This window comes from Prevotella communis (assembly GCF_022024115.1).
Classification (GTDB): Bacteria; Bacteroidota; Bacteroidia; order Bacteroidales; family Bacteroidaceae; genus Prevotella; species Prevotella communis.
Genome location: NZ_CP091792.1, coordinates 3,056,530 through 3,077,944 on the forward strand (window position 1 = coordinate 3,056,530; position 21,415 = coordinate 3,077,944).

The following is a 21,415-nucleotide window of genomic DNA, read 5'->3' on the forward strand; positions in this document are numbered from 1 at the left end:
CAAAATGACCAAAACCATCATGATATGAGAAAACTATTACCTATTCTATTCCTGTTTGTCACCGTAACATCATGGGCAGGCAATGTAACGGAAAGTGAAGCTCTGCAGAAGGCAAAGGCCTTTATAGACAGTCAGCGAGCCACGCAATCACAACGCCAGATGAGACTGGCAGCCAAGAGCACGCAGGTAAACAAAGAGTTGACTACCGCCACGAAGGAGAGCTTCTACGTGTTTAACGTGGGACAGAACGATGGTTACGTCGTAGTCAGTGCCGACGACAGAACCCCAGCCATCCTGGGCTATGCCGACGAGGGGACATTCAATAGGAACGACATACCAGACAATATGAAAGCGTGGCTGCAAGGATACACATACCAACTGGAATACCTGGCCACCCATGCCAACACCAGAAGAGCCGAGACGGCAGAGCACGCCACCATCAGACCACTGATACAGAGCACATGGGATCAAGGCAGTCCTTATAACAACAAATGCCCCATGGATGGTGACAAGAGAAGTCTGACTGGATGTCTGGCAACCGTCATGGCACAAATCTTGAATTATTATCAATATCCCGAAAAGACCACGAGCACTATTCCAAGCTATACAACAGGAACAAAAGGTATCACAGTCAATGAAATTCCTGTAACAACCATTGATTGGAGTAATATCAGAAACAACTATAACGGAAACGAGACTGCGGCTCAGAAAAATGCCATCGCCACACTGATGCAATTATGCGGCGCCAGCATGGAGATGGACTACACCTCCTACAGTAGTTATGCCTACATGATACCCGCACTCAATGCATTTAAGAATTACTTCGACTATGACACGAGCTTGAGGCATGTAAACCGAATTGAATTCAAAGCCAGCGAATGGGACGAATTAATCTACAACGAACTGGCCCAAAAGCGTCCCGTATACTATTGCGGACAATCAATTGGCGGTGGACATGCCTTTGTGATTGACGGCTATAGCAAGGATGGTCTCTTCCACGTGAACTGGGGATGGGGCGGTAGCTGCAACGGCTATTTCCTGCTGAGTATCCTCGACCCACATAGTAATACAGGTAGCGGCGCCAGCAGTAGCAGCGATGGCTACAGCTTTGATCAGGATGCTATCATTGGCATACAGCCCAACACCGACAACAAACCAGAATGGGGAGTAAGAATGACATCAGAAGGGCTATATACAAATTTAAGCATAGTGAACAAACAGGGAAGCTATTTTCCCATCTCTCTGACAGCCACTTTCTATAACCGTACTGGTGCCACACAAGACTTTGACCTTGGCATAGGTGTGTACGACAAGGACAACAAGGAGGTATCCGCCCAGAAAATGAACGATGGCAGATTTGCTGAAAGTTGGGGTTATAATGGAATCACCTACAACTGCAACATTCCTGCCCTACCCGATGGCACCTATGCCATTACTGCTATCAGCCGGGAAAAGGGTACAGACACATGGTATCAGAATTCAAGAAGCTTCCAGTATTACATCACCGCTACCATCAATGGCAACCAGATGACGCTGCAGAACCCAACTGTTGATGCGAGTGGCTCAGTAGCAGTAAACGGTAACATGGAGGTATACAGCACGCAAACTGCCAAGGCAACTATCAAAAACAACGGTACATTCTTTAACAACGTGGTATTCCTGCTGGTTAACGGTGAGCCTAAGGGTGGAAGACATCTTGAGATAGCTCCAGGAGAGACAGCCGACTTAGATATGAATTTCACTCCTGAAGATACAGGAGAGCATACCATTGTATTTGCCCTGAAAACATGGGTCTTCGACGATGAGCAAAACCAATGGATGGAGCAATACAACGAGCTTGCCAATACCACAGTGACCATCAAGGCTGCCAAGACCAACGAACTGAAACTGACCAATGGCATGTTGCTCAATGCTGATGCCAATGGTTATATCAAAAGCAATGTTGCCAAGCTCAGGTTCAAGGCCCAGAACGCGAAGACAACCAGTGATTACTACGACAATATCCGCGTGAGAGTGCTGCAAAACAGCGATGGAGGTAATTATTACTGGGATATCACGTCAGTTGAGATTCCTGTACGTCTGGGCAAACTCAAGAGTGAGACCTTCGAGGTAGAGGTACCACTGGAAGTAGATGGATATTACTGGTTTAACATCTCGTATAAGACCGATGGTTACTATCTTGGCAATGACCTATGGGATGATCGTAATATCAACCTGATACCATTCAAGGTTGAGATACCTGCACCTACAGCCGAGGAGCTTGGTGTAGAGCCTATCACAAAGACCAAGACCCCAAGTATTGTCTACGACTTGCAAGGTCGCAACATAGACAATAATATGATGAAGAAAGGTCTTTATATCAAGGACGGCAAGAAAATCATCAAGAGGTAAGAAAACCATCTTACCTCTTCCATCATCCATTTTACATCTTACTTTTTATCTCCAGATACTTGTTAATCACGTCGACGGACAGATTCCGAGGCGTGGTTAACAAGCTTTGTATACCATACTGTCGGAGTGTCTGCACAATCAGGCGCTGCTCATAGGCAAACTTCTCTGCGATGACATGCTGATAAACTGACTCAGTAGAAGGAGAATTGAAAGATGAAAGATGAGAGATATGATTAGAGTCTGTTGTGAACTGCGAATGATGAGCTATGAACTGAGATAGCTCTTCGTCCTCGAAGAATACCACCAACAGGCGATGACGCATGTTTAGCTGGCGCAAATACTGCAACTGGCGACGCATAGATGCCATTGAGGTAAACGAGGTATAAAGAATCAGCAAGGAACGGCGTGTTACGTGGCGGGAAAGGCCTGCCAGCAAAGCTGAATAGTCGGTCTCACCAAACTGTGTCTGTTCGGCATACAGAGCCTCTTGAATCGTCTGCATCTGTCCCTCCTGTTTAGAAGGCGCCACAAAGGTCCCGAACTGGTCGGCAAAGGTCACCAAACCAGCTTTATCCTGCTTATTGATTGTGACGTAAGAGAGCACTAGAGCCGCATTGATGGCATAATCCAGGAGTGTCATCTCCTGAAAAGCCTGCTGCATCATACGTCCCTTGTCAATCACAGAGAATACCTGCTGCGACCGCTCATCCTGATAGACATTAACCATGAGCTGATGGCGACGGGCCGTAGCACGCCAGTTGATAGTACGGTAGTCATCACCCACGACATAGTCCTTAATCTGTTCAAAGTCGGTATTGTTGCCTATACGACGGATGCGCTTAATACCCATCTCAGTAAGGTTATTGCTCATAGCCAGCAGTTCATACTGGCGAAGCATCATATAAGAAGGATAGACCTTAACGTCCTGCGGTTCACAACAGGTATAGCGGCGCTGTACAAGTCCCAACAGCGTACTCACAAAGACACGCACACGTCCAAAGTCATAAACGCCACGTTCTGTGGGGCGCAACTGATAGGTGATTGTAGCCTCACCCATTTTCCTGACGTCAGCCTTAAACAGAATATCACGGCGCTGGAAGACGGGCGGCACCTCGTCGATAACCTCCGTATGAACCCCGAAGGGATAACTGCTCTCCAGACGGATGTTCACAGGATTATCGTCGCCATTAGAGAAACGCAGCGAGAGGGTACGAAAAGCCCGGATGCCCCTCCTGCTCCACAACAACACGATATCCACCACGACACCAGTCACCAACAGCCAAAAGAAGAGACGACCGATGGTGAACAGCGACGGCACTGCGTATCCCATTGCAATAATCAGGATAACAGCAGATAGCAGATAATAAAAGCGATACCTTAAATACACTTTTTTCTTTAGAACAACGAATTACACGAATTATATTCGTTCCTATATCTTAAACATGTTATTATGTTATTGTGTCTTTAAAACATGTTACTATGTCTTTACTTTGGTACTTCTACCTTTTCGATGAGTCGTCGTACGGCCTTGAGAGGTGTGATACCCTCCATCTCAGCCTCAGCCGTAAGGATAAGGCGATGCTGCAAGATGCTGGGACACACAAAGCGTACATCATCAGGCGTTACGAAGTCACGCCCCTGCAACAACGCATAAGCCTTAGACGCCTGCAACAAGGCCACAGAGGCGCGAGGCGATGCACCTAAGAACACCGCTTTGCTCTGGCGTGTCTGCATCACGATAGCAGCGATATAACGCAACAAGACAGGATCCACAAAGACAGCGTCAAGCATCTGACGCAGTTGTACGAGCTCCTCCTTAGTGACAACAGGTTGGATATTCTCCAACGAAGTGAGACGCTGGTTGGCATGATGACGCTCAAGGATAGCCACCTCCTCCTCAAGCGAAGGATAGCCCATCGTTATCTTCATCATAAAACGGTCGGTTTGTGCCTCAGGCAACTTATAGGTGCCCTCCTGCTCTACCGGGTTCTGCGTAGCGAGGATGGTATAAAACTGCCCCATAGGATGGGTAGTGCCGTCGATGGTGACCTGACGCTCCTCCATCACCTCAAAGAGAGCCGCCTGCGTCTTTGCAGGCGCACGATTTATCTCGTCCACCAATACGATATCAGCAAATACCGGACCGGCATGGAAGTCAAAATCAGACGTCTTCATGTTAAACACGTTGGTGCCAAGCACATCAGACGGCATCAAGTCGGGCGTAAACTGCACACGACTGAACTTCGCATCGATCAACTTAGACAGCAGTCGAGCCAGTAAGGTCTTTGCCACCCCAGGCACACCCTCGAGCAGTACGTGACCGTTAGCCAGTACGGCGGTGAGCAGCAAGTCAATGTTTTCCGACTGTCCCACGATGACTTGAGAAATTTGCTGGCGCAACTCCTCGATGCGCGCTGCAAACTGCGTGAGGTCAATTCTTTCTTGTTCCATATAGATTACTTTTTTTACCTTTTCTACCTTTTTACTTTTTTACCTTTTTACTTTTCTATAACGACTGAAGAATACGGTTCAGCTCGTTGATATAGTATTTCAGCGTCTTATCAGGAATGACATAATTCCCATAGGCATACTCACGAATCTCGCTGAGCAGTTGCTCATCTTCAGCAGAGATACGCACATTCTGTCGACGAATCTCCTCCGTGGCATACGCCAGTTTCTTAGCCAGCAGTCCCGCATTATCGTGCTGTTGCCAATAGAGAGAACCGATGAGACGAACAAACTCCAGGTTGCGGTTCTCGGGCTTCCTCACAACAGGAATCACACGTTGACGACGACGAGCCGTGAAGACACAAAACAGCAAGAGAGCCAAGATTGAGAGATAGAGTGACCAGCGTAATGGCGGATGCTTCAGCATCACATAAAACAGACTCGACTCTGTCATCGCCGTACCCCTGACATAACTCTCCATACGGATGACGGGATGAGCCTTCAACCTGTCCATCAGGCGCGCCTGCAACAGACTACCCTGCCCGCTGATAGTCATATAATTCGTGAAAAGCAGCGGTGCCGAAACAATAATCAGTTCGCCCCTACCACGCTTGAAAGAAAGGGCAACAGGACGTTCCCCCTCACCATCAATCGCTTGACTAATAGCTTCATACCCAGAGAACGCCAACAACGTGTCACAAACCACACTATCATTACCTTCGAAGGTGTTAGGTATCAGTTGTGCATAAGCAGAAACAGCGAGTGGATGGTGTCTGTAGTTTCCCCTTTTCCCTTTCCACCGCAGCGCCCCCTTCTCTATATTTTTTCCAGCAAATTTAGAGATATTAAATGCACTGCTATTGAATACGGAACTGATATGCAGAGTATCACACAGAACAGCGAGACTCTTTGCAGCCAGGAGAACCGTATGCCCCCGCTGCACCAAAGCCAACAACTCACCCACATCTTCCTTACCTATCGGGTCCTCCGTAGCCACCAGTATAGACTTCGGCTCCTTGAATGTGCTGTCGCGCTGCAACTGCCACACCGTCTTCTTCGTGACGCTGTAGCCCCGAGGCATAGACGAATGCATCACACTATCAAAGAGCATACATCCGAAGGGCTGCCCGTCTGTATGACTAAAAGTAGGTATCCACACGAACTTAGGTGAGGTGCGAAACTCGATGGCAAAGACGATGCCGAGGAGTACCAGGATACCGATGATGAACTTCGTGCGATTAGTCATGAGTGGCAGGTGTTAGCTGTTGGGTAACAGACAATTGTAAAGAAAGCATCTCTTCGAAAAGCGCCTGAGTAGCCTCAAAGTTACCATAGCGCACACGGATAAAGTGTTGCGACATGGCAGTAAAGTCAGACTTGTTGACCTGACGCATATATTCCACCGGCGTCTTTGACGGTTGCCAGTTAATCAATTCAGCATTTTGCAGATGCCATAACGTCTGCAGATAGACAAGGCGCACAGCCATGCGATAATCCTGAGCCTGCACAGCCTTAGCGATATCACCCTTAAAATCGACGCCATAGATGGTATCCTCCTGCACCTCATACGTCAGATCGTCCCCCTTCTCATTACGTATAAAGAGTTTGGGACGTAGTTGCCAGTAAAGGAAAACCAGGAACAGCACCACCAGCACACCTATACCTATTAATATATAATTGGTAACATCGTCGCTCAGCACGATATCCAGGTGGTCGAACACCCATTTGTTGATGACACGCTGAAGCCACTCCAGCAGACTCTCGCCACCACTGTTTATCTCGCGGTCGTAGTCGTACTGCGAATCAGACTGCAACGCAGTCATGAGTTCCTGGTCCAGTTGGAGTGTATCTGCCGTCATCGTTAGAATACCAAGTAGTGCCAGTGGATATTAGAAATTATCAAACTCGTCAAACTTCTCGATGCGCTGAGCCACGCCCTTACCGTCAATCTTCTCGCTGGCATGTCCATACTGGATAGTGACAGCCACAAGCGTGAATATCTCTGAGAGCATATAGCCCAGATACATCAGGATACAAGTGAGATACTGGATGAAAGCAAAGACAAACGAATGCAGGAAAGGCTTATCCATATCATTGCTCAGCGTAAAGAACATCTTCACCATCGACAGGATATACCAAGGCATCATGGTGACAGTCTGGACAACACTCGACAGGATACCTACCACAAACAACAGGGCAAAGAGGCCGCCCCAGGTAGCAAAGCCCAGACGGAATCCCTTTTTATAGGCTGCAAAGACTCCTATCTCGTCTTCCAACAGATAGATGGGCGAAACCATCATCATTGGGAGGAGCACAATAACCAGCACGACATATAAGAAGATGACGCCTAATATGCTAATCACCGCGCCAAACTTCGCCCCTACGGAGAAGGCGATTGCTATCACAGCAACAAAGAGCAAAGCGACAATAACGGCCAATGCCACACCCACCAGCGACTCTATACAACCCCGCTTGAAGCAGAAAAACAAATCGTCACGGAAATCGGCATAGATGATATCCTTCAACCGCTGTGGATTGCGCATATAGACACGAATCATAGCAAAGATGAACGCCTGCAACAGGATGACAGAAAAGAGACCAAGCACAACACTGGCTACAGTCGATAAGCCATATAGCCACACATCCGAGGAACTAAACGCATTCGGATTCTCTGCGAGGGTAATCAATTTAAAATAGCCCTCAAAGAAATGATTGAACGGCAATGCCACCACGATACTCGTAGGCAGCATCAGGTACAGGAAATATTTCAGCAGAGAGCGCCAGTTGTCACGCAAGAAATTAAACGTATCTGTGAGTTTCTCTGTAAATGTACGCACACGGTACAACTCAATTTGGGGAGTTTCTATTTGCATGATTATTATGATTTGAGGTTTGAGATTTATTCCTGAAATAAGGCAGTACTATATAATAATAGATGATAAACGCGGCAGAAAGCAAAATGATGGTCAGTCGGCCCAGATCAGGCCACTCCGTATGACGGGTGAGGAATCCCTCAATGAAACCAGCCACACAGAATAGCGGCACCGTGCCAATCACGATCTTCAATCCACGCTTGGCCCCACGTCTGAACGAGTATAGACGGGAATACGTGCCGGGAAATAGCCACCCGTTGCCCATGGCGAGCCCTGCGGCACCAGCCACGATGATAGCCGATATCTCGATAGTGCCGTGCAGCCATATAGCCAAAGCCGACTCCCATAGCAGTCCATGCTGGGCAAAAAAAGTCTGAAAGGCTCCCAACATGACCCCATTCTGCAGCAATATCAATCCCGTTCCGAAACTGGTAAGCAGTCCCGATACAAAAGCCATGAACGACACACCTATATTATTCTTGGTAATCATGAAGAACATGAGTCCCTCAGAACCACCGTCATAGACAGCCATCGGCGTACCATTCTCAATATTATTGAGCGTCATCTCCACATAACGGTTGCCCATCACCAGACGCGAGAAATCGGGGTCGAGCCATTGCGACAGCACACCGATGAGCGCACTTATCAGGAATATGACAAACGACAGACGCAGCTCCTTGCGGGCATCCCACATGATGAGCGGCACCTCCTGTGTCCAGAAAGTGACGATTCGCGACCAGCGCTCCCGCTTGTTGCGGTAGATATTCTGATGGATGGCAGAAGCCAAGTTGTTCAGATAAAGCGTGATACGTGACTGGGGGTAGTGCGTCTGCGAAAAAGCCAGGTCGGAAGTGACGTCTATATAAGCGTCAGCCATTTCGTCGGGAGTAGAGAGTGCCGGACTCTCAGCCACCGTCTCGTAACTGCGCCATTTGTCAAGGTTCTGCCGAATAAACGTTACTTCTTTCATCAATTTCCAGTTATCGAGCGACAAAGTTACAAAATAATTTGATAATTATGTGCAATATGTCAACTTTTTTATCTACTTTTGTCGCAAAATTACATATATAGCAAAGAAAATGGCAGAATCAGCTATCATCACAGGCCAATACGTGCGCCTTCAACCAACCGTTGCCAGCGTGGGCGACCGCATCCTTGCACAGATACTCGACTGGATTATATTGTTTGCCTACGTCATGCTTGCCATCATTATAGCAGCAGATATCATCAAAACCGAGTGGTATTACATCATCACCATAGGCGTGATACCCCTGTTCTACACCCTCCTCATGGAAATATTCAACCAGGGACAGTCCATCGGCAAGATGATTATGAATATGCAGGTGGTGAAACTTGACGGCTCACGCCCCACGCTGGGTTCCTATCTGATGCGCTGGCTGCTGTTTATGATTGACGGACCAATGACCAGTTACATGGGACTCATCGTGATGGTACTCACCCGCAACAACCAGCGACTTGGCGACCTTGCCGCAGGGACGGTGGTTATAAAAAAACAGAAATACAAGAAGATACAAATCAGTCTTGACGAGTACGACTATCTCTCCAAGGGCTATGTGCCCCGCTATCCGCAGGCTGCCGACCTGTCCCTGGAACAGATAGACATCATTACGCACACCCTCTCTATGCAGCAAAGCGATTTTGCCGAGCGCACGGCCCAACTAGCCCGTAAGGTGTGCGAAAAACTGACTATCGAAAGAAAAGAAACGGACGATACAGCTTTTCTTCGCCGCATCGTCCGTGATTATCAATATTATGCTTTAGAGGAGATTTAACGATCCTCTCTTCGAGCACACCTTTCACAGCGTCACCTCGACACCCAAACCAAGTACGCTGTTGGTACGGGTAAAGCTATCCTTAATCAGCGGATTCTGCTGACTTACGCGGTCATAATTGGTATAGTTTGTCTGGAAGTAACCAGCCTTCAGCGTCACGTTGTCCGTAGCCCTGTAGCTCGTTCCAAAACCAATGCTGTAGCTGTTGACCACAAACGACATATCATTCATATAAGCATCAGTAAGTCCGTAGCGGGTCAGCTGTCCTCCCAAAGAAATCATGACGCGGTCGTTGACATCCCACTCAGCACCCAACAGATACTCGTTTGTATCGTGATCCAGCAAGTCCTGCGAGTTGTTATACCATGTGGTGCTCTTATCGAAATAGTGGTGCCAACCAGCATTCAAACGAACCTCATCCATGGGGCTCCACATGACACCCAGCGCCAACTGCGCAGGCTGATCCTCGCGAATTTCCTCACCATCGCGGAACTTATTCACGGCAGCAATCTCGCTTGCCTGGTTCACCGTTGACTCGTTCTTCATGTGAATCTCGGTTTTGAACTCATACTTAGCGGCAAAGTTGAACTTACCCATCTTGTAGTCGACACCAACGATAGGTGCAACACCCACACTCCACTGATTACACAACAGGTTCACACCCTGAGAATACTTCTGCAAAGCACCAAGACTGGCCTTTGTACCTTCAAGTTGAGCCTTCTGGGCAACGAGTGCAGCATACTGAGGTGCAGCAGTAGCCTGAGCTGCCTCGTACTGAGCCATGCCAGCAACTACCTGCGTCAGGCTAGCATCTACCTTTGTCTCTGCGCCTTGCAGGAAACTACCGAAGTCAACATAGCCTCCAGCCGTATTCACCATGATATTGCTGATTTTAGCCTTGTAGGTAGCTGTGCCGTAGAGAACACGCAGACCACCATATACAGCTAGATTCTCGTTCACCTTATAGGCAGAACCCAACTGAAAACCAAAATAATACTGGCGTCCCTGCATATAGCCATCCATATCGTAGCCAGAAGCACCAAGCGGTTTCAGCTGATTAGCAATGGCACCTACCGTGCTCTCGAAAGAACCCAGACCGTCAGCATATTCACAAGCACCACCGCCGCCAGGTAGTGAGAAATTGAACTGCAAACTCCAGTTATTCTTATTCCATGCAGCTTGCAAAGAAGGCAGAAATGGTGCATCGGCCACGCCTTCAAAAATCTTAGAATCAGAACCGCCATTCTTCTTGCCCAAAGCCAGCACAGGATTGGTAGAAGTGATGGTACGCGTCTGGTGAGCATATTGCCAGTTGAAACCCAAATGGAAACCTTCAGGAAGGAAAGCCACACCTGCGGGGTTACTATAAACACCATCGAGGCCAATAGCTGCATCACGTGCAGGATTGCGCAAGAAGTCAATACTCTGGTTTGTGTTGGTTAAGATACCACCAGCCTGTGCTGTTGTGGCGGCTGCAGCCAGCATGATGCCAGCCAGAATTACTTTTGTTTTCATATCCTTTTTAAACAAATCTTAAAAAAATCGGCTGCAAAGGTACGTTTGTTGTCGCACACAAAAGAAAAAAGTGTGCATATTTTAAACTTCATTAACCTAATAAACATTAAATCCTGCACAAACTATAGCAGTTTGTGCATGATTTAATTGCACATTTAGTCCTTTTGGTGTGCAAATTATTCACTTTTTCATCTCCGGATAACTGATACGGGTATGATAGATAGTCTTCAATTTCTCAATCAAAACCGTCTTGGCATACTGGATATCGCGGAAGGTGATAGGACATTCATGGAAGAAACCGTCGTCCACCATACCGTCAATCAACTTATTCACCAGCTGACGAATGGTCTGTTCGGTATAGTCGGGCAACGAACGTGAAGCGGCCTCCACAGCATCAGCCATCATCAGGATAGCCTGTTCCTTGGTAAACGGATTAGGACCAGGATAAGTAAACAGAAGGTCGTCGACAGGCTGGTCAGGGAATTCATTCTTGTATTTGATATAGAAATACTTGGCCTTTCCCTGTCCGTGATGGGTGGCAATCAGGTCGCGAATCTGCACTGGGAGATTGTTCTCGTCAGCCAGTTTCAGTCCCTCTGTCACATGACTGATAATCATCTGGGCACTCTCAATATACGTCAACTGACTATGCGGACTGATACCACCCGACTGGTTCTCCGTGAAATAAATGGGATTCTGCATCTTGCCGATATCGTGGTAAAGGGCACCCGTACGAACCAGTTGCGGATTACCACCAATCTTACGGGCAATCTCAGCGGCCAGATTACCCACCTGAATACTATGCTGGAACGTGCCAGGAGCCACCTCACTCATCCGGCGCAACAGCACCTTGTTCATATCACTCAACTCTATCAGCGTGATATCAGAGATAAAGCCGAAGAACTTTTCTATGAGGTAGAGCATGGGGTACGAACAGAACAGCACGATGCCGCTGATGGCCAGGAACACATATTCCCCGCCATCAATACTTGAGAAGTCATTATGACGAATCAGGAAGATACTCAGATTGGTCAGCATGGCCATCATCGTGGTGACGATAGCCGTCCAGAACAGTTGCGAACGACTTGACAACTCACGCAGAGAGAATACCGCCGTAAGACCAGCAGCCAGCTGAACAGCTATGAATTCCAGCGGTCGCTGCAGGATAGACGCACAAATCAGCACCACAGCAGCATGGGCCATCACAGCCGTACGTGAGTCCATAAACACACGGATAAAGATGGGCACAATGGCAAATGGCAGGATATAGACATGCAACAGCGAATGATCTACCATCAAGGAAGCCAGTACCGTAGCCAAAATCACCAATGTGTACATCATCGCAATATGACGGGTGTGCTCAAAGAAATCCTTCCTATAGAGTGTCAGATAGATGGTAAACATCGAAATGATGATGAGCACGAACAGCGCCTCACCGATAATCATCGAGGCGAAAGTCGAGTTCGACTGGTCACGGCGTTCCAGTTCTTTCTGATATGATTCTATCACCTGAAGGATTTCAGGCGTTACCACCTCACCCTGATTCACGATTTTCTGACCACTCTGTACCACCCCACTTGCCAGCGGAATGCTGTTCAGCAGTTCCAGGCGTGCCGCCTCACTCCGGTCTTCGTCATAGGTCAGATTGGGCAACAGGAACTCATTCAGGTCCAACTGTGCCAGCAATGTATGATAAATCTGCAACGACGGCGTATTCAGCAGTTCTTCATAGGCCTCTCGTGGCGTATAGACTTGTGAGATATTGATGACCGACACCTCCCTATCATCGATACGACGCAGGTTCTTCATCGTATCCGTCTCAAGTTCAAGCGGTTTCTTCGTATCCACGATACCCTTTTCATAGAGCATATCGAAAGGAGTCAGCACCAGTCGCAGGAAGTCTGAGCCTAGTTCCGGATGTTTCTGCCAGATAAAATGCGAGAGGGCCGTTCTTTGCTGCTCAGCCACCGATGCGCTGTAGATGTAATAAGGCTCGAAATCCCGCATCACCTGTTCGCGTTCATGCTTCACGACACTGTCACTCTTATAGACAGGGAAATCAAAAGTTGCCGTCAGGTCACTGTAAAGCCACACCTTGTCGACCTCCATCTTGAAATTGGGCTTATTATCGCGTGGCATGAACCATACGATGACGGCCACCGTACACAACACCAAGGCCACACGCAGCGCAATATCACGCCAGGTCAGGTCTGTTTTTATGTCGAATTTACTCATATCACATCTAATTTGGTGGCAAAGATACAAATAATTCCTAATTCTTAATTCTTTATTCTTAATTTTTTCGTACCTTTGCACCCAAATTTGTATAATAATAAGGTATAATGACTGAAAGAAAAGTAAGGGTGCGCTTCGCACCGAGTCCTACAGGACCCCTACATATTGGCGGTGTGCGTACCGCTTTGTACAACTATCTCTTCGCCAAGCAGCACGGCGGCGACCTGGTGTTCCGTATTGAGGACACCGACTCTACACGCTTCGTGCCAGGTGCCGAAGACTATATCATCGAGGCCTTCAACTGGCTGGGTATCAAGTTCGACGAGGGTGTATCATTTGGTGGCAACTACGGTCCCTATCGTCAGAGCGAGCGTCGCGATATCTACAAGAAATACGTGCAGCAGTTGCTCGACAACGGCAAGGCCTATATTGCTTTCGACACACCAGAGGAACTGGATGCCAAGCGCAAGGAGATAGAGAACTTCCAATATGACAACAAGACACGCGGTCAGATGCGCAACTCACTGACACTGAGCAAGGAAGAGGTAGACCAACTGATTGCTGAGGGTAAGCAGTACGTCGTGCGCTTCAAGATTGACGCCGGCGAAGAGGTGCTGGTCGACGACCTGATTCGTGGTGAAGTGCGCGTAAAGAGCGATATCCTCGACGACAAGGTGCTCTATAAGAGTGCTGACCAGCTGCCCACCTACCACCTGGCCAACATCGTGGACGACCATCTGATGGAGATCACCCACGTGATCCGCGGTGAGGAGTGGTTGCCCTCTGCCCCACTCCACGTGTTGCTCTACAGAGCTTTCGGCTGGGAAGATACCATGCCCCGCTTCGCCCACCTGCCTCTGCTGCTGAAGCCCATTGGCAACGGCAAGCTCTCAAAGCGCGATGGCGACAAACTGGGTTTCCCTGTATTCCCACTGGAATGGCACGACCCCAAGACTGGCGATATCAGCAGTGGCTACCGTGAGAAGGGCTATCTGCCCCAGGCCGTTATCAACTTCCTTGCCCTGCTGGGCTGGAGTCCCGGCAACGACCAGGAACTGATGACACTCGAAGAGATGGTCAACCTTTTCGACCTTTCAAAATGTTCAAAGAGCGGTGCCAAGTTCGACCATATCAAGGCTGAATGGTTCAACCACCAGTACCTCCTTCGTCAGGCAGATGCTGACTGGTGTCCCGCTTTCGACAAGATCCTGAAGGAGAATGGCATTGAGGCCACTGCCGAGCAGGAAGCCGAGGTTGTGAGAATGATGAAGACAAAGGTGGTTGAGGTTGTCAACAACGACGGCACCAAGCGCAAGCGTAACATCTCGTTCGCCAGCGACCTGTGGCCCCTGACGAAATTCTTCTTCGTGGCTCCCACCGAGTTTGACCGCGAAGGCGACAAGTTCATCCGCAAGAACTGGAACGAGAACACGGCCGGCCAAATGCGCCAGATGACGGATGTGCTGGAGACCATCACCGACTGGAACGTGGAAGGTCTGAAAGCCGTTATCGACCCTTGGGCTGAACAAGCGGGCATCAAGCCCTGGAACGCATGGCGTATCGCCCTCGTTGGCGCCGGACAGGGTCCCGACATGTATGAGTTGGCTGCCTTCCTCGGTAAGGAAGAAACGATTCGCAGAACACGTAAAGCAATTGAGGTACTGGGCTAATGTATAATCTAGCAATATATCTCTATCTGCTCGGAGTGGCTGTCTACAGTCGCTTCAACGAGAAAGTACGGAAGATGTGGCGCGGTGAGCGCGACGCCTTCCGCATTCTCCGTGAGCAGGTAGATCCAAACGCCCGCTACGTATGGTTCCACGCAGCATCACTCGGTGAGTTCGAGCAAGGTCGTCCACTGATGGAACAGATGAAGCGCGAGCATCCTGACATCAAAATTCTGCTCACCTTCTTCTCGCCTTCAGGCTACGAGGTGCGCAAGAATTACGAGGGAGCCGACATTATCTGCTACCTGCCACTCGACACCATCACCAACGCACGCCGCTTCCTGCGCACCGTACGTCCTGAGATGGCTTTCTTCATCAAGTACGAATTCTGGTACAACTACCTGCATATCCTGAAGCATCGTAACGTACCCGTATATAGCGTATCCAGCATTTTCCGCGACGGACAGGTATTCTTCCGCTGGTACGGTCGTCAGTACGGCAAGGTACTGAAATGCTTCACCCATTTCTACGTACAGAACGAGAAGAGCAAGGAGCTCCTCAATAAGATAGGTCTCAACAACGTGACCATCACTGGCGACACCCGTTTCGACCGTGTGCTCCAGATCAAGGAGCAGGCTAAGCAACTGCCTGTCATTGAACAGTTCACCAAGGGACAGAAAGTATTCATTGCCGGTAGCAGCTGGCAACCCGATGAAGACATATTCATCAAGTACTTCAATGAGCATCGCGACTGGAAACTGGTCATCGCCCCACACGTTATCGGCGAGGATCATCTGCAGCAGATAGAAAAACTGCTGGAAGGCAGGAAGGTTGTGAGATATACCGATGTTTCTGAGAACTCAAAGGATTTGGAAAACGCAGAGGCTCTGATTATCAACTGCTTCGGACTTCTGTCGAGCATCTACAACTATGCCGGCGTGACCTATGTTGGCGGTGGTTTCGGCGTAGGTATCCACAACACGCTGGAAGCAGCCGTATGGGATGTACCCGTTATCTTCGGACCCAACAACAAGAAATTCCACGAGGCCCAGGGCCTGAAAACCTGCGAAGGTGGTTTCGAGATTACCAACTACGAGGATTTTGAACGCCTGATGAACCATTTTGAGAGTGATGCCGACTACCTGAAGAACGCAGGTCAGCAGGCTGGCAACTACGTCAAACAGTTGTCTGGCGCCACCAAGCGCATTCTTTCTGATGTTAAACTATAAGACTAAACTTTATAAGATGAAAAAGATTGCTTTGATTTGTGCAGCCGCAGCTGCCGTGGTACTGCTGAGCAGCGCCAAGAAAGACGATGGCATCATGACCAAGGAGAATGGCGCCTATGTCATCAACACCACCGAACTCGGAAAACAGGTGGATGGCTACGTAGGTCCTACCCCTTTGAAAGTGTATATCCGCAAGAACAAGATTGAGAAGATAGAATTCCTGCCCAATCAGGAAACGCCCAAATACTGGAATGCCTGCAAGAAGCACCTGCAGAACAAATGGGATGGAATGAAGGTATCTGAAGCCAAGAAGACCGAGGTCGACGGACGCACAGGTGCCACCTTCTCAAGTAACGCCGTCAAGAAGAACGTAAAACTCGCTATTGAGTATTACGAGAAGAATAAATAAAGATATGAATTAAGATTTAAGATACTCTTTAGCATACTCCACGTAGTGGGCTGCATTATCAGTCTGTCCAGGACGTGTAGGCTTCAGATATTTCGCAGGAACACCGCCCCATATCTCGTGAGGCGGTATTTTTGTATTCTGAAGCACCAGGGCACCAGCAGCCACAATAGCCCCCTCACCAATCTCACAGCCATCCAGCAACGTGGAACCCATGCCTATCAGCGCACCATCGTGGATGGTACAGGCATGAACGGTGACATTATGTCCGATAGTGACATCACTGCCGATATGCGTAGGACCCGTGTCATGCGTCACATGTACACAACTGCCGTCCTGCACATTCGTACGGTCACCAATCGTGATAGGAGCCACATCACCCCTCACCACGGCGTTAAACCACACTGAGCACTGATCACCCATTGTCACATCGCCTACAATCGTAGCGTTCTCACTGAAATAGCAGTCTTTTCCCCACTTTGGAGAAAGTCCCTTGTAAGATTTGATTAAAGCCATACCACCAAAAAGCAAAAATCCCTTGTAAATACTAGATTCACAAGGGACTTCAAAATGTTTTGGCGGAGAGAGAGGGATTCGAACCCCCGGTGCCTCTCAGCACGGCGGTTTTCAAGACCGCTGTAATCGACCACTCTACCATCTCTCCAGTGCTCGAACTGCATCAAAGCGGGTGCAAAGGTACGGGTATTTTTTCAAACTTGCAAATTTTTCGAGCACTTTTTTGCAAAATAGATGTAAAATGATTAATTTTGCAGCATGATTTACCCTAATAACTTTGAAAATAAGATAGGATTCGACGATATCCGTACACTATTGAAGGAACGGTGTCAGAGTTCGTTGGGTCGCAATATGGTGGACGAGTTGGCATTTTCTTCTGATGCCGACGAAGTAAACGAGTGGTTGCAGCAAGCCAATGAGTTCCGTCGCCTGAAAGAGACGACTGACGATTTCCCCATGCAGTATTTCTTCGACATGCGCGAGTCAATCGCACGCATCCGTCTGACAGGCACCCATCTGGAGGAAAACGAAGTCTTCGACCTGCGCCGCTCACTGGAGACCATCAGCAATATTGTCATCTATCTGAATAAAGGAAACGCATCCGAGGACGAAGAGAAGGTGACCTACACTTACCCTGCCCTGCAGCGCCTGACTACCGACATCATGACGTTCCCTGCCATGATCCGTCGCATAGACTCCATCCTGGATAAATATGGTAAAATCAAGGACGGCGCCTCAATGACGCTGGCCAGCATACGCCACGAACTGCAAAAGACCGAGGGCAGCATCTCACGCACCCTCTATACGATACTGCATGCCGCCCAGCGCGACGGACTGGTAGACAAGGACGCTGCGCCCACCATGCGCGACGGTCGTCTGATGATTCCCGTAGCCCCTGGTCTGAAACGTAAGATCAATGGTATTGTTCACGATGAGAGTGCTACAGGAAAGACCGTCTTCATAGAACCTGCCGAGGTCGTGGAAGCCAACAACCGCGTACGCGAACTCGAAGCCGAGGAGCGTCGCGAGGTAATCCGTATCCTCACCGTCTTCACCGACGAGGTACGTCCCCACGTCAAGGAGATTCTTGATTCCTACCGTTTCCTGGCTATCATCGACCTGATTCAGGCGAAGGCCGCCTTTGCCCAACTGACAAAAGCCTTTGAGCCCAAGGTAGAGAACAAGCCGCATCTCGACTGGATCCGTGCCATTCACCCCCTGCTCCAGTTGTCACTGGAGAAACAAGGAAAGAAAGTGGTGCCCCTTGATATCCTCCTCGAACAGGACAAGCGCCTGCTCATTATCTCAGGTCCCAATGCCGGTGGTAAATCCGTGTGCCTGAAGACCGTTGGACTGCTGCAATATATGTTACAATGCGGACTGCCCATTCCCATTGGCGACCGTTCCACCTGCGGCATCTTCAAGAATATCATGATTGATATCGGTGACGAACAGAGCATCGAGGACGACCTGTCCACCTATTCCAGTCATCTGATGAACATGAAGCAGATGATCAAGAACTGCGATGCCCACACCATATTATTAATAGACGAGTTTGGTGGCGGTACAGAACCCATGATTGGCGGCGCCATTGCCGAGGCCGTCCTGAAGCAGTTCTGGCAGAAGAAAGCCTTCGGCGTGATTACCACCCACTATCAGAACCTGAAGCATTTCGCCGACGACCACGAGGGTGTTGTCAACGGTGCGATGCTCTACGACCGTCACCAGATGCAGGCCCTGTTCCAGCTCAGTATCGGTCAGCCCGGTTCCTCGTTTGCCATCGAGATAGCCCGCAAGACCGGCCTGCCTGAGGAAGTCATCAAGGACGCCTCCGACATTGTAGGCCAGGACTATATCCAGAGCGACAAATACCTGCAGGACATCGTACGCGACAAACGTTACTGGGAAGGCAAGCGCCAGACCATCCACCAGCACGAGAAGAACCTCGAAGGACATATCCAGCGCTATGAGACCAACCTCGAGGAGATTGAGCGCGAACGCAAGCAGATCCTGAAGCGCGCCCAACAGCAAGCTGAGGAACTGCTGGCCGAGACCAACCGTAAGATTGAGAATGCCATCCGCGAGATTCGTGAGGCGCAGGCTGAGAAAGAGCGTACCCGCGAGATTCGCGAAGAACTGCAGGAATTCCGTCAGCAGGTGCAGAGCGACGACACCCGCGGACTGATGAGCGAGGAAGAGTTTGCCAGGAAACTTCGCCAGATGGAAGAGCGCAAGGCACGCAAGGGGCAGCGCAAGGCCGAGAAAGCACAGAAGAAGGAGGAGAGCGACAAGCGCCAACAGACCTTCGGTGCCGAACGCAACAGCGCCAACGACCTCAACCGTCCCCTCCAGAAGGGTGACACCGTGCGTATCAAAGGTCTCAACACCATTGGTACAGTGGAAAACATCCAAGGCAAGCAGATCACCGTTATCTTTGGCGATGTGCGCACGAAGATGAAGGCCGAACAGCTGGAGAGATGCGACAAGGGTAAGGTGAAGAGCGAGGACACCTCCGCAGCAAACAAACATGCCGGTCTGGCTATCCTGACCTCGAAGATGACGCGTGCCACCATGGAAGACCGCAAGCAGAATTTCCATCAGGATATCGATGTGCGCGGCATGCGTGGCGACGAGGCCATAGATGCCGTGATGCACTTCATCGACGATGCTATATTAATAGGTATGTCACGCGTGCGTATCCTCCACGGCACGGGCACCGGCGTACTGCGCCAGCTCATCCGCCAGTACCTCCGCACTATCCCCAATGTGAGTCATTTCCGCGACGAACACGTACAGTTTGGCGGTGCCGGCATCACCGTTGTGGACATAGACTAAGAAACACCCATTTTCTAACGACGAAAATTAGAATACAATTGACGAAAGTCACGAATTTAACTTAAATAAATACAAAATCAGGCTTCGCTATTAGGAATATTACGAATAATTTCCTACATTTGCAAACAAAGAAAATGGTAAACGTCCCCATCAACGTCTCGTGACGAGACAAGGACGAATGTTTCATCAAGGGCCTTGGCAAAGCCCTCCAAACACATACTAACCATGATGAGAATAGCGAAGCAACTATGCCTGAGCTTATCGATTCTAACTTTGTTGCCCCTCGGCGCTGGGGCGAAAAACAAAGCGGTAAAATCAGGGCCGTTTGACTGGTCATCTGTGATAGAGGCCATCATTCTGGTAGAAAGTGAAGGAAATCCCAAAGCCGTGGGCGGACAGTCAGTGGGTGCCATGCAGATTACCCCTGTTGCCGTACGTGAATGCAACTACATTCTGAAGACACGTGGTAGCGAGAAGCGCTACACCCTGGCAGACAGATTTGATGTGGCCAAGTCAAAGGAGATGTTCCTTCTGATTCAGTCAAAGTACAATCCATCTAACGACATTGAGAAAGCGATTCGTTTGTGGAACGGTGGACCCAACTACAGTCTACGCGCTACCGAAAGATATTATAAAAAGGTACTGAGACGTATGAAGTAATCATTACTAATGTTACTTAGAGAAAACACAAAGAAGAAAAAAAGAATCCAACAGCAGTGATTGAGGTCGTGCTGTTGGATTTTTTTTGCGATTTATCCTAAAAATCCTTCCTGTTTTATAATTTTCTGCTTATCTTTGTCGCATGATTAGGAAAAACATCATATTCTTTACTGCCCTCTGCCTTTGTATGCTAACCGCAACGGCACAGGCACAGCACGTCAGCTATCGTTCTACGGCCCACTACAACAAGCGTGTGGCACAGTTTGAGCGCGAGGGCGGCATCAACGAGAACAGTATTGTGATGCTCGGCAACAGTCTGACAGAGAACGGTAAAAACTGGGGCGAGCGTCTAGGTATGGACAACGTGGTGAATCGCGGCATCATTGGCGACAACACCATCGGCATGACGGAACGTCTCTGTCAGATTACACCCCACAAACCCAAAGTCATCTTCCTGATGGCTGGCATCAACAACATGGTAAACGATGCACCGTGTATTGACGTGGCCCAACAGGTCATCGGCTTGATAGAGGCTATCAGACAGCAGACCCCCAACACGAAACTCATTGTGGAGAGTCTGCTGCCCATCAATGAGAAATCGGGGCGTTGGCGCACACTGGCAGGCCGCACCGATGACATCCCCCTGACGAATATGTATATCCGCGCCTATTGCGAATCAAACGACATCACGTTTGTGGACCTCTTTCACCAGATGACCTACCCCACCAGCAACATGCTGAGAGACGAGCTGAGCTACGACGGGCTACACATCACGGAGGCGGGATACGAAATATGGGCAAAAGAAATCAAACGGCAATTAAACCATTGGGAACGTTAGGCGTCTATA

17 protein-coding genes and 1 tRNA gene are annotated in these 21,415 nt (G+C 49.1%); 8 read left to right on the forward strand and 10 right to left on the reverse strand.

Translation table 11 applies throughout. The annotated features are described in order from the left end of the window. The first annotated feature begins 24 nt into the window (after positions 1–24). Positions 25–2,391: a C10 family peptidase gene (locus L6468_RS12675; RefSeq protein ID WP_237793491.1), complete on the forward strand. Its 2,367-nt coding sequence runs from the start codon at positions 25–27 to the stop codon at positions 2,389–2,391. Between the two features lie 31 nt (positions 2,392–2,422). On the opposite strand, the gene L6468_RS12680 is transcribed toward L6468_RS12675, so the two are convergent. From L6468_RS12680 to L6468_RS12705, 6 genes are all read right to left on the reverse strand, one after another. Further along, positions 2,423–3,778 (reverse strand): DUF58 domain-containing protein, encoded by a 1,356-nt coding sequence (locus tag L6468_RS12680; RefSeq protein WP_237793492.1) that lies wholly within the window; start codon positions 3,776–3,778, stop codon positions 2,423–2,425. A 98-nt stretch (positions 3,779–3,876) separates the two neighbouring features. Further along, positions 3,877–4,842 carry an AAA family ATPase gene (locus L6468_RS12685; protein ID WP_237793493.1) on the reverse strand — a complete coding sequence of 322 codons (966 nt, stop codon included), beginning with the start codon at positions 4,840–4,842 and terminating at the stop codon, positions 3,877–3,879. Between the two features lie 55 nt (positions 4,843–4,897). After that, positions 4,898–6,085, reverse strand: coding sequence for a DUF4350 domain-containing protein (locus L6468_RS12690; protein ID WP_237793494.1), 1,188 nt, complete (start codon positions 6,083–6,085; stop codon positions 4,898–4,900). Further along, positions 6,078–6,698: a DUF4129 domain-containing protein gene (locus tag L6468_RS12695; protein WP_237793495.1), complete on the reverse strand. Its 621-nt coding sequence runs from the start codon at positions 6,696–6,698 to the stop codon at positions 6,078–6,080. Before L6468_RS12695 ends, L6468_RS12690 begins: the two co-directional genes overlap by 8 nt. Positions 6,699–6,728: 30 nt before the next feature. Beyond that, entirely contained in the window at positions 6,729–7,676 is a 948-nt protein-coding gene (locus L6468_RS12700; protein WP_237793496.1) for a hypothetical protein, read from the reverse strand. A 10-nt stretch (positions 7,677–7,686) separates the two neighbouring features. After that, positions 7,687–8,682, reverse strand: coding sequence for a stage II sporulation protein M (locus L6468_RS12705; protein ID WP_237793497.1), 996 nt, complete (start codon positions 8,680–8,682; stop codon positions 7,687–7,689). A 109-nt stretch (positions 8,683–8,791) separates the two neighbouring features. On the opposite strand from L6468_RS12705, the gene L6468_RS12710 reads away from it, so the two are divergent. After that, positions 8,792–9,505, forward strand: a complete 714-nt coding sequence (locus L6468_RS12710; protein ID WP_237793498.1) for an RDD family protein — start codon at positions 8,792–8,794, stop codon at positions 9,503–9,505. Between the two features lie 24 nt (positions 9,506–9,529). On the opposite strand, the gene L6468_RS12715 is transcribed toward L6468_RS12710, so the two are convergent. Both L6468_RS12715 and L6468_RS12720 read right to left on the reverse strand, forming a co-directional pair. Beyond that, on the reverse strand, positions 9,530–11,020 hold the full coding sequence (locus tag L6468_RS12715) for an OmpP1/FadL family transporter (protein ID WP_237793499.1): 1,491 nt from the start codon (positions 11,018–11,020) through the stop codon (positions 9,530–9,532). 180 nt (positions 11,021–11,200) lie between these two features. Further along, positions 11,201–13,255 (reverse strand): HD family phosphohydrolase, encoded by a 2,055-nt coding sequence (locus L6468_RS12720; protein ID WP_091814111.1) that lies wholly within the window; start codon positions 13,253–13,255, stop codon positions 11,201–11,203. Between the two features lie 107 nt (positions 13,256–13,362). On the opposite strand from L6468_RS12720, the gene gltX reads away from it, so the two are divergent. The 3 genes from gltX to L6468_RS12735 are packed head-to-tail and all read left to right on the forward strand — an operon-like array spanning position 13,363 to position 16,560. Next, positions 13,363–14,925, forward strand: a complete 1,563-nt coding sequence (gene gltX, locus L6468_RS12725) for a glutamate--tRNA ligase (RefSeq protein WP_237793500.1) — start codon at positions 13,363–13,365, stop codon at positions 14,923–14,925. Beyond that, positions 14,925–16,151, forward strand: a complete 1,227-nt coding sequence (locus L6468_RS12730; protein WP_237793501.1) for a 3-deoxy-D-manno-octulosonic acid transferase — start codon at positions 14,925–14,927, stop codon at positions 16,149–16,151. The genes gltX and L6468_RS12730 overlap by 1 nt, the downstream gene beginning before the upstream one ends. 16 nt (positions 16,152–16,167) lie before the next feature. Continuing rightward, entirely contained in the window at positions 16,168–16,560 is a 393-nt protein-coding gene (locus L6468_RS12735; RefSeq protein ID WP_091852702.1) for an FMN-binding protein, read from the forward strand. 9 nt (positions 16,561–16,569) lie between these two features. On the opposite strand, the gene L6468_RS12740 is transcribed toward L6468_RS12735, so the two are convergent. After that, on the reverse strand, positions 16,570–17,073 hold the full coding sequence (locus tag L6468_RS12740; protein ID WP_091814101.1) for a gamma carbonic anhydrase family protein: 504 nt from the start codon (positions 17,071–17,073) through the stop codon (positions 16,570–16,572). A 60-nt stretch (positions 17,074–17,133) separates the two neighbouring features. Continuing rightward, positions 17,134–17,221, reverse strand: a tRNA-Ser gene (locus tag L6468_RS12745). A 110-nt stretch (positions 17,222–17,331) separates the two neighbouring features. Here L6468_RS12745 and L6468_RS12750 point away from each other — a divergent pair. The 3 genes from L6468_RS12750 to L6468_RS12760 all read left to right on the forward strand — a co-directional run bounded on the left by L6468_RS12750 (position 17,332) and on the right by L6468_RS12760 (position 21,406). Then, on the forward strand, positions 17,332–19,908 hold the full coding sequence (locus L6468_RS12750; protein WP_237793502.1) for an endonuclease MutS2: 2,577 nt from the start codon (positions 17,332–17,334) through the stop codon (positions 19,906–19,908). Between the two features lie 225 nt (positions 19,909–20,133). After that, a complete protein-coding gene (locus tag L6468_RS12755) occupies positions 20,134–20,568 on the forward strand; it encodes a transglycosylase SLT domain-containing protein (RefSeq protein WP_091852675.1) in 435 nt (144 codons plus the stop codon). A 187-nt stretch (positions 20,569–20,755) separates the two neighbouring features. After that, positions 20,756–21,406 carry a GDSL-type esterase/lipase family protein gene (locus tag L6468_RS12760; RefSeq protein WP_176756937.1) on the forward strand — a complete coding sequence of 217 codons (651 nt, stop codon included), beginning with the start codon at positions 20,756–20,758 and terminating at the stop codon, positions 21,404–21,406. Positions 21,407–21,415 lie beyond the last annotated feature (9 nt).

What these genes read in the sequence shown, in the direction of transcription:
- L6468_RS12675 (WP_237793491.1), top strand. Translation starts at nt 25, where the DNA reads ATGAGAAAACTATTACCTATTCTATTCCTGTTTGTCACCGTAACATCA.
- L6468_RS12685 (WP_237793493.1), bottom strand. Translation starts at nt 4,842, where the DNA reads ATGGAACAAGAAAGAATTGACCTCACGCAGTTTGCAGCGCGCATCGAG.
- L6468_RS12690 (WP_237793494.1), bottom strand. Translation starts at nt 6,085, where the DNA reads ATGACTAATCGCACGAAGTTCATCATCGGTATCCTGGTACTCCTCGGC.
- L6468_RS12695 (WP_237793495.1), bottom strand. Translation starts at nt 6,698, where the DNA reads ATGACGGCAGATACACTCCAACTGGACCAGGAACTCATGACTGCGTTG.
- L6468_RS12705 (WP_237793497.1), bottom strand. Translation starts at nt 8,682, where the DNA reads ATGAAAGAAGTAACGTTTATTCGGCAGAACCTTGACAAATGGCGCAGT.
- L6468_RS12710 (WP_237793498.1), top strand. Translation starts at nt 8,792, where the DNA reads ATGGCAGAATCAGCTATCATCACAGGCCAATACGTGCGCCTTCAACCA.
- L6468_RS12715 (WP_237793499.1), bottom strand. Translation starts at nt 11,020, where the DNA reads ATGAAAACAAAAGTAATTCTGGCTGGCATCATGCTGGCTGCAGCCGCC.
- L6468_RS12720 (WP_091814111.1), bottom strand. Translation starts at nt 13,255, where the DNA reads ATGAGTAAATTCGACATAAAAACAGACCTGACCTGGCGTGATATTGCG.
- gltX (WP_237793500.1), top strand. Translation starts at nt 13,363, where the DNA reads ATGACTGAAAGAAAAGTAAGGGTGCGCTTCGCACCGAGTCCTACAGGA.
- L6468_RS12730 (WP_237793501.1), top strand. Translation starts at nt 14,925, where the DNA reads ATGTATAATCTAGCAATATATCTCTATCTGCTCGGAGTGGCTGTCTAC.
- L6468_RS12735 (WP_091852702.1), top strand. Translation starts at nt 16,168, where the DNA reads ATGAAAAAGATTGCTTTGATTTGTGCAGCCGCAGCTGCCGTGGTACTG.
- L6468_RS12740 (WP_091814101.1), bottom strand. Translation starts at nt 17,073, where the DNA reads ATGGCTTTAATCAAATCTTACAAGGGACTTTCTCCAAAGTGGGGAAAA.
- L6468_RS12750 (WP_237793502.1), top strand. Translation starts at nt 17,332, where the DNA reads ATGATTTACCCTAATAACTTTGAAAATAAGATAGGATTCGACGATATC.
- L6468_RS12755 (WP_091852675.1), top strand. Translation starts at nt 20,134, where the DNA reads ATGATGAGAATAGCGAAGCAACTATGCCTGAGCTTATCGATTCTAACT.
- L6468_RS12760 (WP_176756937.1), top strand. Translation starts at nt 20,756, where the DNA reads ATGCTAACCGCAACGGCACAGGCACAGCACGTCAGCTATCGTTCTACG.